Below are 11581 nucleotides of genomic sequence, written 5' to 3'. Positions count from 1 at the left end.
GAGAATGACATCACATACTTTTTTGATTGAAAAATCGAAACAATGGCTGGCGAATGACGTTTACCCTTTATGGTCTACCACGGGAGTGGATAAGACAAAGGGTGGCTTTATCGAAAACATCTCGTTTGATGGAAGCGCTATGGACATTCCTCGTCGCTCGATGGTGCAAGCTCGCCAGATGTATTCTTTCGTCACGGGTGCAAATCTAGGGGTTTGTAAAAAAGAGGTGGCGCATTCGCTTGTCGAGATGGGTGGCCGTTATTTGATGCAGAATTATTCTGTGCCTTCCGGGGCTTTCATTCACTCCATCAATCTCGATGGCACTCCAAAAAGCTCAAATCCAGATCTTTATACCGAAGCTTTCGCCCTTTTTGCCTTGGCTCAAGCTTATATCGTGAAACCCAGTGCCGAAATCAAAGACCGCGCAAAATCATTAGTTCAGTATCTCAATCGCGAACGCGCCGTCAGCGGTGGCGGCTTCACCGAGATGGACGAAAAAGGAAATCTTTCTTACAAATCCAACCCGCACATGCATATGTTCGAATCCGCCATTGCCTGGATGCAGATTGATCAAGATCCTGAATGGAAAGAACTGGGTCACAATATAATCACGCTTTGCCTGAATAAATTTATCGACCCAGAGACTGGCGTATTGGGCGAATACTTCGATAAAGACTGGAATCACCTTCGTGAAAACGGTCTTTTCGTCTATGAACCTGGTCACCAATACGAGTGGGCATGGTTGATGTCTTTGTATGAAGGTCTGACAGGACAAGATTTAAAATCTGTTCGCCATAATTTATTCTTGTTAGCTGAAAAATACGGAACATCCCGCACACGCAAAGTGGTCTTTGACGAAATGCGGAGCAACTATACTCCCAAAACCCAATCGTCGCGATTCTGGCCTCAATGTGAACGAATTAAAGCGGCTTGCCGCTTAGGTACTGAAGCAAATGCGGATCAAAAAGAAATCTATGCTCGAGGGGCTGACGAGGCGATGGAAACCCTGTTCAAGTTTTTCCAAACACCTCTGCGTGGAACTTGGTACGACATGCTTTCAGATAAAGATGAATTCAATGGCACTTTCGCCAAAGCCAGTTCTCTTTATCACATCGTGAATGCGATGGAGGAGTATATCAACCTCCGCCCTCGCCTTTAAACGACTAACGAACTTTCGCTTTCAATAAATCTTGAACATGCAGGATTCCGACCGGCTTCTTCGGAGTTGCGGAATCCTTATCTAGAACAAAGAGCATATTGATCTGGAATTGCTCCATCACGAACAAGGCTTTTTCGGCGAATTCATTTGCATCAATGGTGCGCGGATTCGTCGTCATAAGATCCTTTGCGGTTCCCGTCAGTGGATCATCACTTTTTTCCAAGCGACGACGGATTTGACCGTCGGTGATCACTCCGACAAGATCGCCTTTTTCGTCAACCACGCCAGCGGCTCCACGAACATCTTTGTGAGTCATCGCTGAAAACACCTGACGAAGAGGTGCTTCAAGACCGACTGTTGGCAATGCGTCCCCGGCATGCATGACATCACTCACGCGAGTCAGAAGACGATAACCTAAACTTCCGCCAGGATGGAATTCGGCAAAGTCCTGAGGACTGAACCCCTTTTCCGTCATCACGGCCATCGCTACGGCATCACCCATAGCTAAAGTAGCCGTACTGCTAGCCGTGGGGGCTAAGTTCAACGGACACGCTTCTTCAGAAACATACACATTCAAAGTCACTTGCGCCGCTTTCGCCAAAGAAGATGTCGGCTTCCCGGTTAACGCAATCAGTGGGATAGACTTGCGAGCCACATATTTCAGGATGCCGGCAAACTCAGGAGATTCACCACCATAAGAAATAGCAATGACCACGTCTTTGCTTTCAACAATACCTAAATCTCCGTGAGAACTTTCTGCCGGATGCAAAAATACGGCAGGAGTTCCCGTAGAAGAAAACGTGCTGGCAAGTTTACGCGCAATCTGTCCTGACTTTCCCATTCCCGTCAGGATGAGCTTTCCCTGACAGTCTTTAATCATCTGAACGACTTTTTCAAAATCAACACCGATACGGTCCCGTAAACCCAGAATTGCCTGAGCCTCTACTTCCAACACTTTAAGACCTTGCTGAACTACCTTTGACATTGCAAAGACCTTTCTTACTTATTCTTCAAACTCGCTTTTACAAAATGCACGAACAAGGGATGGGGCTCAAGCGGTTTAGACTTAAACTCAGGATGGTACTGCACACCCACAAACCACGGATGATCTGGAAGCTCGACAATCTCAACCAGATCGCGCTCTTTACAGATTCCTGAAGCAACCATCCCGTTTTTCTCAAAAAGAGCTTTATATTTATTATTAAATTCAAAACGATGGCGATGGCGTTCCATGATATTCGAGGCTTTATACACCGAATGCGCACGAGTTCCCGACGCCAAGTTACAAGGGAAAGCCCCCAAGCGCATCGTTCCGCCTTTATTGACGATGCCACGTTGTTCAACCATGGTATCAATCACGAAATTGCCACTGCGTTTTGTTTCTGCATGGAACTCACGGCTTGTCGCATCTTTAATACCACACACGTTGCGCGCGAACTCAATCGCGGAAAGCTGCATACCGAAGCAGATGCCGAAGAAGGGAACGCGTTTTTCACGAGCGTATTTGATCGCTGTGATTTTGCCTTCCACCCCACGAGTTCCGAAACCTCCCGGAACTAAAATGCCATCTACTTTTCCCAGTAACTGATTCACGGTTTTATCGGTCACTTTTTCAGAATCGACGTAGATGATTTCCACTCGAGAATTATTGGCAATACCACCGTGAACCAAAGCTTCATGCAAAGACTTATAAGATTCTTTCAAATCCACATACTTTCCAACAACACCGATTTTTACGGTGTGAGCTGGATTGCTTAGAACCTTCACTAGATTTTGCCACCCTTTAAGGTTGGGTTTCGATGAAGAAAGACCTAATCTTTCCACAATCAGCTCATCCAGTTTTTCACGATGAAGTGCCAATGGAACCTCATAAATAAAACGACTGTCTTGAGCGGCGATAACGTTTTCCGCTTTCACCGAGCAGAAAAGACCGATCTTACTTTTTAGATTTTCATCAATAACTTTTTCACTGCGGCAAACCAAGAAGTCCGGTTGTAAACCGATTTCCCGCAACTCTTTCACCGAGTGCTGAGTCGGTTTTGATTTTAGTTCTCCCGCGGCAGCGATGTAAGGAACATACGTGACATGCACGAGCACAGAATTTTCTTGCCCTACATCCAAACGCATCTGACGGATGGCTTCTAAGAACGGCTGACCTTCGATATCCCCGACGGTTCCACCGATTTCAACCAGAATAATCTCGCTTCCCTGAGCAGCTTCGTAAATACGTGCTTTGATTTCTTCCGTGATATGCGGAATGACCTGCACGGTTCCGCCCAAGTAGTCTCCGCGACGTTCGCGCGCTAAAACCGTGTCATAGATTTGGCCAGTAGAAACAGAGTTCGCTCTATTCATTACGGCTGAAGTGAAACGTTCGTAGTGACCTAAATCAAGATCCGTCTCTGCTCCATCTTCGGTGACATAAACTTCACCATGCTGGAAAGGAGACATCGTTCCTGGATCCACATTCAAATACGGATCGAATTTCATAATCGTCACACGGTGCCCACGGGCCTCTAGCAAAGAGCCTAAGCTCGCTGCTGTCAGACCTTTACCAATCGAGGAAACAACGCCCCCGGTGACAAAGATGAATTTTTGTTTCAAAGCTTTCTTCGTCGACTTTGCTGTCGACACCTTCGTGGTTTTCTTTTTCGCCATTTTGTCTCCTGACGATTATAACATTTTTTCGAGTCGCGCTAAATCTTCGGGAGTATCCACCCCGACGAGAGCTTCCTTGACTCGAATGACCTTAATTTTTGCACCTAAATACAACGCTCTTAACTGCTCCAAGCTTTCGGCATTTTCAATGAAAGCAGGAGGAGCCGCACAGAACGTTTTTAAAAACTTTTTAGTATAAGCATACATACCAATATGCTTCATGCAGCCCTCAAGCGAGCCCATGTCCTTCGCTGATTTACGAGAGTACGGCATGGCATAGCGGCTGAAATAAAGAGCTTCGTCATTTTTATTCAAAACAACTTTCACAGAATTCATGGATTGAAGCTCTTCCTCACTGATGGGATGAGCCAGTGTTGCCATATCCAGATTTTTATCTTCGAGGAACACTTGCGCGAGCTTATCGATAAGCTCGCCCGTCACTTGCGGTTCGTCCCCTTGAATATTAACGACGATATCACACTCAATATTTTGAACGGCGGCGTTGATACGATCACTTCCCGTAGGAAGTTCGCTAGCTGTCATAACGACTTTTGCACCGGCTGCTTCCGCCGCGGCTTTAATGCCTTCATGATCCGTGGCTACAATCAGCTCACTGATCAATTTGGATTTGCGGGCGCCTTCAATTGTCCACTGGATCAGGGGGCGACCCTTTAACAACTCCAGTGGTTTGCCTGGGAAGCGAGTCGATCCGTACCGAGCGGGAATGACGCCCACTATTTTCATGGTTTCACCCAATTTTCGTACATGTATTCTTCGATCTCGTCTTGTCCCTCTTTTTTCAAAGAAGACACCGGGAAGACCGCGCTTAAGCCTGACATTTTTTTCACTTTAGCCACGGCTTGATTCATATGATTGCGAGTCATCTTATCTGACTTCGTCAAAGCCACAGCCATCGGAAATCCGCGACGATCCGAAAACTTTTTTAGAAGTTCTTCATCCGCTGTCCAATCACGACGAATATCCATCACAAGAAGAAGACCCACTAAATTTTCGCGAGTCATAAGATAAGTTTCGATCATCGCATTCCACTCTTCAATCTCATCCACGGAACGCGCGGCGAATCCATAACCAGGCATATCCGTCAGCACGTAGGAATCTTCCATATTGAAGAAGTTCAAAAGGCGAGTTTTACCTGGAGTCGAACTGACCTTCGCTACCTTTCCCTTCGCCAACGCATTAATGAAAGAAGACTTTCCGGCATTGGAGCGACCGGCGATGGCAACTTCAGCTAAATTGTGGAGCGGATAATCTTTTGCCAGAACGGCACTTTTAATGAATTCAATCGTTTTCGGCATAGCTAAGGCTATCAGAGCTCGGTCCTTTTCTCAATTCTGAGAAAGGGGTCCCTGCACCAATAATCTGGCGAGTCGAAAACCCTGTAACCCCGTTTATTTCGTTCTGAGGTCGGCGAAGCTCTTGAAATAAGCCCCTGCCATAACAGGAGGCACACATGCACCAACCTTTCTTAAAAGTACTCGATGAAAACTCAAAAAACCTTTCCCTTGGGGAATTCATGACCTTGGGAAAAGACCCTCAATGTCAGATCCAGCTCACGGCGGAACAGATCTCAGATCGTCATGCCCGTATCGAGAAAAAAGATTCTTATTATATCATCCGCGACCTTCGCTCTGCCGTCGGCACTTATGTGAACGATGCCCGCGTTGTCGAAGCCGTTCTGCAAGATGGCGACATCATTCGCCTTGGAACTTTAGAACTTGTCTATCGAGAAAAAGAAGAAACTCAAACAGCCTTTCCACTTTCAAGCCGCAACGAAGTTTGGAATGACGAACTTAAAACTTTGGGTAATGTCGCTAAAACAGAATTCCCCGTCTTGGTGTTAGGTCCGTCGGGCACAGGTAAAGACGTCATCGCTCAAGCTTTACACGAAACCAGCGATCGCCATCGCGGTCCCTTTGTCAGCGTCAACTGCAGCGCCTTAAGCGAAACCTTGATCGAAAGTGAACTTTTCGGACACGTAAAAGGATCTTTTACTGGCGCGATCAACGATCGTAAAGGAGCTTTCGAAGCCGCACGCTGCGGAACTCTTTTCTTAGACGAGATCGGTGATCTTTCTTACAGCTTGCAGGCAAAGCTTTTGCGCGCTTTAGAAAACAACGAAATCCGTCCCGTCGGTGCCGATCGCAATATTAAAACCGATGTTCGAATCATCGCAGCGACTCACCAAAATCTGAGTGAGAAAATTCGTGAAGGTGCATTCCGTTCGGACTTGTACTTCCGTTTGAACGTTATCGCCGTCAATCCTCCAGCTCTGCAATTCCGCATGGAGGATTTTGAAGAGCTTCTTTATAACTTTGCCCGCAAAATGCGCGTGCGTTTTTCTTTTGGCGCGATCGCAAGATTGAAGAAACACTCTTGGCCGGGAAATATTCGTGAACTTAAAAACTTAGTGAACCGTGCCGCAGCTCTTTATCCGCGCGAGCACATCACTGAAAACCATATTGAAAAACTTTTGGATCGCACACTGTTAGAGCCCACAGAAAAGGTCGTCAATGACATCCCCGTGATCAAAGAGATTGAAAAGCAGATGATTATCAAAAGATTGACGGCGAACCGTGGCAATCAACGCCGCACGGCTCAGGATTTAGGAATGCCTAAGAGCACTCTTCATGATCGTTTGAAGTACTACAACATCGATATTTCAAATTTTAAGGCTTTATAATAGCGGTCTTGATAAAGATACGACGTACGTATCCTTTGGTAAGAATCTTATTCACTTCTTTGCGCAATCTTTCGCAAAGAAGTTGTTTTCCCTCCCCTGAGGAGGCCTGATCGAATGTCGTTTCTTCGATCGTTCTCAGGAATAAATCTTCTACTTCAGGTTCACGGTCTTTGATTTCGACAACGACCTCAGAGGCCGTGCCTTCCACGTAAAACTCAAATGCTCCCATCGGATTCGGTCCAGACTCTGAGGAGCGTTTGAGGTTCACCACCATCTTTTTCATTAAAAGAATATTTTGAGTCGTACGAGTTGAATCATAGAACGACTCCATTTCGGCCTTGGGATCATACTGATATTTTCCCTGAGACCAATCTGCAAATGAGCCGATGAAAAGTTCCTGCTCATGAGGTACTAAGCCTTTTGTAACCGTACGATAGATCAGATAGGCAGATGCCCCCGTTAAAACAATGAGTCCTACAAAAGCCAATTTCTTTATCAAACTAAAAGATTTAAACGCAGAGAGCCCTGTGCCGATTCCAGCTTTCATTGACGCCGCTGACTTCTTCAACCATGCCAGCGTATTCGGGCCCGCGTTTCGAAGGCTTTGAATCGCTTGTTCTTTCCACTTAATCCAACTTAAGCGAAGAACCGTGCGTTTCATTTTTATTTTATAAGAAATTTTCGGAAGGAAACGCAGAAGCTTATAAATTTTCTGACGAAGACCTGTTGAGCGCTCCCACAGTTTTATTTCTTCTTCCAGAGTGTATTCAAGCTCAACACCTTCTTCATAGATGGTGTTTGAAGGATCATCAGGGCCGATATCAATAAGGCCTTTAGCAAACTCGGGATCTTCATTGGCAATAATTTCGTCTAACGACTCTAAGGATAGAACGTCCTCGGCCTCCCCTTCGGGTGCGCCGTCCTTTTTTTCTTCCTCAACTTTGGTCGTGCTTTCTTTATCTGCCAAGCCCCACTCCCAAGACGATTGTAAGAAAAGAACCAAATACGTCGCAAGAACAATTTATAAACAGAAGCTCATCGGCTAGCATAAAGTTCTAGGAGACCTTCAATGAAGTCTGTTTTGCTTCTGATTCCCGTTGTTTTACTTTCAGGATGCGCGAATTTCCAAAGATCTACCGGCAGTGGCTATAGTGATTCAACCACTCAATATTCTTCTGACAGCCGTTCGGGTGATTCCAACTATCTTGACCGCGACACCAGAAAAACCGCCTATGAAATGGGCAAAGACCCCACATCGCTGACTTCGCGAGACATCGAAGATATTCGCAATCGTCAAAAAGTGCGCGAATTAGAACGCGCCCTGGGATCAAAGAAAGAGCGCGAACAGTATTCAAAAATTCTTCCGTGGCTAAAAAACGACGAAGAAAAAATCCAATTTCTTTCAATTCCTTCTATTGAAGGCCGTCAACAATGGATCAACCGCAACGAAATCTGGAGCCGCAGCCAAGCCCCGCAACAAGAAATGCGTGATCTCGTAGAAACCCAAGACATCGCCGTCGGAATGCCCCAAGAATACGTACGCCGCTCCTGGGGCGAACCCCTAGCCGTCGAAGTTTCAGGAAATCCGATTTATAAAAATGAACGCTGGAAATATCAAAGACATGTCTCTACTTCTTCGGGGTTTAGACAGGAAACACGATTCGTCTACTTCGAAGGCGGTCGCGTTGTTGGGTGGGAGACGGAGTAGATTGCTTCCTTGGTAAGGGCTTTTAGCTAAGCTTCCCTTTCGCTCGGACAGTCCTCGCTCTTTTCTTTTCTTCTTGGCTACCGCTGGTGTTTCTTGCTTCGCTGCGGAACTCGCTGCAGGGAAGCTTAGCTAAAAGCCCTTACCAAGGAACAAGTCTCTCGTCTCCACGCCAGTCGCGGTGGCCGGCTGCCGCGCTAGCTGAGCGTGCGCGATGCTCCTCTTAAAAAGAAAAATCTGACTTTGATCAAAACCAATTTCACGCCCCACCGTCTACTAACTTCACCCCACCGAACACTAGCGCTGATCAAAAAGGTTCAGCTGCGAGGCGGAGGGTTTTTTCCGAAACGGAGGCGTGCTGGAGGCACGTCGGAGTGAAGGAAAAGGCCCTCCAACGAAGTCAGATGGGCCTTTTTCATCAGCGCGGGTCAGTGGGCTTCGTCCCAGTTGTTTCCTATCGCATAATTCACTTTTAGTGGGACTTTGAGTTGCGCCACATTTTCCATAATCTTCACTAGCTCTGGAGAATACTTTTGTAGGTCTTCTTCCGTTGCTTCGAAAATCAATTCATCGTGCACTTGCAGTAGCATTCTGACGGGGACTTTTTCGAAGACTTCGATCATGGCTTTTTTCACTAGATCGCTTGCTGTTCCTTGGATTGGAGCGTTGATGGCGGCGCGCTCTCCGAATTTTTTCAGAGCCATGTTTTTTGATTTCAACTCTTCGATGTAACGGCGACGACCGAACAAAGTTTCTACGTAACCTTGTTCATGGGCTTTCTTCACCGTGCCTTCGATGTACTCGCGAACGTTTTTAAATCTTGTAAAGTAACGTTCGATAATATCTTTAGCTTCAGTTCTTGAGATGCCCAAGTTTTCAGCCAAACCGAACGCTCCTTGGCCGTAGGCGATACCGAAGTTGACGGCTTTTGCCGATCTTCTTAAGTCTGAAGTGACTTGATCTAAAGACACGTTGAAAATTTCTGCGGCGGTTGCTGCATGGATATCTAAGTCTTCTGCAAAGGCTTTACATAAATTCGGATCTTCCGAAATATGCGCTAGAATTCTTAGTTCGATCTGAGAATAGTCTACGGACAGCAGTTTCATTCTTGGAGCTGCCACAAAGGCCTTACGCACTTGCTGGCCGCGAGCTGTTTTGATCGGAATATTCTGTAAGTTCGGTTGCGTGCTGGAAAGACGACCGGTTGTCGTCAAAGCTTGGTTAAAGCTTGTATGCACGCGATCATCTTTAGCATCAATCATTGTTGGAAGTGCATCTACATAAGTCGATTTCAACTTAGAAAGTTCACGCCATTGCAAAATGAGCTTCGCAATCGGGTGATCCAAACCAGAAAGAACCTCTTCGTCTGTGGAATAACCTGTCTTTGTTTTCTTCGCGGCTGGCAATCCCATTTTTTCAAAAAGGACCACTCCTAATTGCTTAGGACTTCCGACATTGAAGGTTTCGCCGGCTTCTTTGAAGATGCCTTGCTCTAATGTCGCGATTTCGCTTTCTAGCTCGGCACTTTGCTTTGCTAAAAGGTCTTTATCGATACGCACGCCCCATCTTTCCATTGAAAGAAGAACGCGCACTAAGGGAAGCTCCAACTCCTGATAAACTTTTTCACTAGCCAGTTTTTTTAGCTCGTGTTGCAAAGTCGCCGCAAAGTTGCGATGAGCATTGTACAAAGCCGATGGTGAAACCAGTTCCGGAATATTCTCTAGCATGTAGCGAGTGTAGATCTTATTGAAATCAGAAGTGTCGCCCGCTTTAAGCACATAGGCCGCCAATTGGGAATCCCAAGCGGCGATAGGAGATTTGGCTCCGATTTTGTACCAGAAGGCTTTTAGATCGAAGCCACTCCAGCGAATTCTGAAAGTATCAGAAAGCTTTCCGAGATATTCAAAGTCAGAAACCTCTAAAACCTCAGAGTCTGTGCCAATGAAAACTCCGCGGGTGTCACTAAATCCCCAGAGGGTCTGATTTTCAGCGAGCATTTCAGCCAAGTCGCGTGTCGTTACGGTGCGCTCTTGGAAATGCTTATCATCTTTTGTGATAACTAATGTTGGTTGGATCTCGCCTTCCGCCACAGCTTCGCTCGGAACAGATACTTTAGGCGTAGAAGAGGGCACTTCGGTAGTTGAACCGAACAAATTCTTTTCGAACGTCTTAAAGTTCAGCTCTTGCAAAAGGGCTTTTAATTCGTCTGATTTAAAAGGCTGAAGTTTATAAGCGTTGTAGTCTTCGGGAACTTTGCAGTCTGTGGAAATAGTGACTAGTTTTTTCGATAAAAACGCATTGTCTTTAGAAGCTAAAAGTTTTTCGCGCACGCTTTTGCTTTCGACCTTGTCGATATTTTCGTAAATACCCTCTAAAGTTTTAAACTGCTCTAGAAGTTTGATTGCGCCTTTTTCACCGACACCCTTTACACCAGGCACGTTATCTGAGGCATCGCCCACGATCGCGAGGTAATCAATGAATTGTGCGGGGCTGACTCCCCACTTTTCAAAAACACCCTTAGCGTCGTAACGAACGTCTTTCATGGTGTCGTAAAGCCACACGTGCTCTTGCACCAACTGTCCGAAGTCTTTATCGCCGCTGACAATGAAAACTTCCATATTGTGATGACGACCCCATTTTACCAACGAACCAATGATGTCATCGGCTTCATAACCTTGCATATCGAATGCTGGAATTCCCAAAAGCTCCGCGAACTTTTTGATGTAGGGGACTTGTTTTTGAAGATCGTCGGGCATTTCCGTACGGTGTGCTTTGTAGTCAGCATACATATCTTTACGGAAAGAAGGCTCTTTACGGTCGTAACAGAAAACTAAGTATTCAGGCTTTTCTTCTTTTAGAAGTTTGATGAGCATGGATAAAAATCCATACACGGCGTTAACAGGAACACCTGATGGCGACGTCAGTTGGCGAATCGCGAAGAACGCGCGGAAAAACATGGCACTGACGTCGATGAGATAAAGCTTTTTCATAAGATCTCCCAGAGAAGGCCTATTTTTACACTGGGAGATTCTTAATGTCGATTATTCTAAGTCTAGTTTGACGCGAGAAAAGTGAATTTGCTCAAGCGCTTTTTTATCGCACTCATTTTCAGCAAATGGAGCGTACTTCACTTCGTCGCAAACTTCTTCGGCTTGTCTTAATAGGATTTCCAATTCACTCTTGATCGGAGTTTCAATCAGACGAACTCCATCTTCCCAAGAATCCACATCTTCAGATGAGCAGTGCAAGCGACGAGCAAGGTCCGACTTACTCCAGCCCATGCGAAGGCGAAGTGTGCGAAGAGATTCTTTTGTCCATTCCAGTTCATGCTTATCAATCATATAAACCTCTAGATTTA

At 45.9% G+C, this 11581-nt stretch carries 10 protein-coding genes; 3 read left to right on the top strand and 7 right to left on the bottom strand.

Translation table 11 applies throughout. From position 1 onward, the window contains the following. The first annotated feature begins 4 nt into the window (after window positions 1-4). Window positions 5-1159 (top strand): AGE family epimerase/isomerase, encoded by a 1155-nt coding sequence (locus tag AZI85_RS09315; protein ID WP_253720926.1) that lies wholly within the window; start codon window positions 5-7, stop codon window positions 1157-1159. A 4-nt stretch (window positions 1160-1163) separates the two neighbouring features. Here AZI85_RS09315 and AZI85_RS09310 read toward each other — a convergent pair whose 3' ends face one another. Genes AZI85_RS09310 through yihA form a run of 4 tightly spaced genes read right to left on the bottom strand, consistent with a single transcriptional unit; the run spans window position 1164 to window position 5133 of the window. Next, the gene (locus tag AZI85_RS09310; protein WP_063243815.1) at window positions 1164-2144 is read right to left on the bottom strand and encodes a KpsF/GutQ family sugar-phosphate isomerase; all 981 of its coding nucleotides are present in this window, start codon (window positions 2142-2144) and stop codon (window positions 1164-1166) included. Window positions 2145-2158: 14 nt separating this feature from the next. Continuing rightward, window positions 2159-3817, bottom strand: a complete 1659-nt coding sequence (locus AZI85_RS09305) for a CTP synthase (RefSeq protein ID WP_253720925.1) — start codon at window positions 3815-3817, stop codon at window positions 2159-2161. Between the two features lie 15 nt (window positions 3818-3832). Next, entirely contained in the window at window positions 3833-4561 is a 729-nt protein-coding gene (gene kdsB, locus AZI85_RS09300; protein WP_063243814.1) for a 3-deoxy-manno-octulosonate cytidylyltransferase, read from the bottom strand. After that, window positions 4558-5133: a ribosome biogenesis GTP-binding protein YihA/YsxC gene (gene yihA, locus AZI85_RS09295; protein ID WP_063243813.1), complete on the bottom strand. Its 576-nt coding sequence runs from the start codon at window positions 5131-5133 to the stop codon at window positions 4558-4560. The genes kdsB and yihA overlap by 4 nt, the downstream gene beginning before the upstream one ends. Before the next feature lie 155 nt (window positions 5134-5288). On the opposite strand from yihA, the gene AZI85_RS09290 reads away from it, so the two are divergent. Further along, window positions 5289-6518 (top strand): sigma-54 interaction domain-containing protein, encoded by a 1230-nt coding sequence (locus AZI85_RS09290; RefSeq protein WP_063243812.1) that lies wholly within the window; start codon window positions 5289-5291, stop codon window positions 6516-6518. Here AZI85_RS09290 and AZI85_RS09285 read toward each other — a convergent pair. Continuing rightward, entirely contained in the window at window positions 6505-7485 is a 981-nt protein-coding gene (locus tag AZI85_RS09285) for a flagellar basal body-associated FliL family protein (protein WP_063243811.1), read from the bottom strand. The two genes, AZI85_RS09290 and AZI85_RS09285, sit on opposite strands and share 14 nt — an antisense overlap. A gap of 102 nt (window positions 7486-7587) precedes the next feature. Here AZI85_RS09285 and AZI85_RS09280 point away from each other — a divergent pair, with 102 nt between their 5' ends. Then, window positions 7588-8226, top strand: coding sequence for a hypothetical protein (locus tag AZI85_RS09280; protein ID WP_063243810.1), 639 nt, complete (start codon window positions 7588-7590; stop codon window positions 8224-8226). A 425-nt stretch (window positions 8227-8651) separates the two neighbouring features. On the opposite strand, the gene polA is transcribed toward AZI85_RS09280, so the two are convergent. Beyond that, complete coding sequence (gene polA, locus AZI85_RS09275; RefSeq protein WP_063243809.1) at window positions 8652-11213, bottom strand: DNA polymerase I; 2562 nt, start codon at window positions 11211-11213, stop codon at window positions 8652-8654. Window positions 11214-11264: 51 nt separating this feature from the next. After that, window positions 11265-11564: a helix-turn-helix domain-containing protein gene (locus tag AZI85_RS09270; RefSeq protein ID WP_063243808.1), complete on the bottom strand. Its 300-nt coding sequence runs from the start codon at window positions 11562-11564 to the stop codon at window positions 11265-11267. Window positions 11565-11581 lie beyond the last annotated feature (17 nt).

This window comes from Bdellovibrio bacteriovorus, from assembly GCF_001592755.1.
Classification (GTDB): domain Bacteria; phylum Bdellovibrionota; class Bdellovibrionia; order Bdellovibrionales; family Bdellovibrionaceae; genus Bdellovibrio; species Bdellovibrio bacteriovorus_E.
The sequence above is the reverse complement of the archived record's forward strand: the minus strand, read 5'-3'. Positions and strand labels throughout refer to the sequence as shown.

What these genes read in the sequence shown, in the direction of transcription:
- AZI85_RS09310 (WP_063243815.1), bottom strand. Translation starts at nt 2,144, where the DNA reads ATGTCAAAGGTAGTTCAGCAAGGTCTTAAAGTGTTGGAAGTAGAGGCT.
- AZI85_RS09270 (WP_063243808.1), bottom strand. Translation starts at nt 11,564, where the DNA reads ATGATTGATAAGCATGAACTGGAATGGACAAAAGAATCTCTTCGCACA.
- AZI85_RS09290 (WP_063243812.1), top strand. Translation starts at nt 5,289, where the DNA reads ATGCACCAACCTTTCTTAAAAGTACTCGATGAAAACTCAAAAAACCTT.
- AZI85_RS09280 (WP_063243810.1), top strand. Translation starts at nt 7,588, where the DNA reads ATGAAGTCTGTTTTGCTTCTGATTCCCGTTGTTTTACTTTCAGGATGC.
- kdsB (WP_063243814.1), bottom strand. Translation starts at nt 4,561, where the DNA reads ATGAAAATAGTGGGCGTCATTCCCGCTCGGTACGGATCGACTCGCTTC.
- polA (WP_063243809.1), bottom strand. Translation starts at nt 11,213, where the DNA reads ATGAAAAAGCTTTATCTCATCGACGTCAGTGCCATGTTTTTCCGCGCG.
- yihA (WP_063243813.1), bottom strand. Translation starts at nt 5,133, where the DNA reads ATGCCGAAAACGATTGAATTCATTAAAAGTGCCGTTCTGGCAAAAGAT.
- AZI85_RS09305 (WP_253720925.1), bottom strand. Translation starts at nt 3,817, where the DNA reads ATGGCGAAAAAGAAAACCACGAAGGTGTCGACAGCAAAGTCGACGAAG.
- AZI85_RS09315 (WP_253720926.1), top strand. Translation starts at nt 5, where the DNA reads ATGACATCACATACTTTTTTGATTGAAAAATCGAAACAATGGCTGGCG.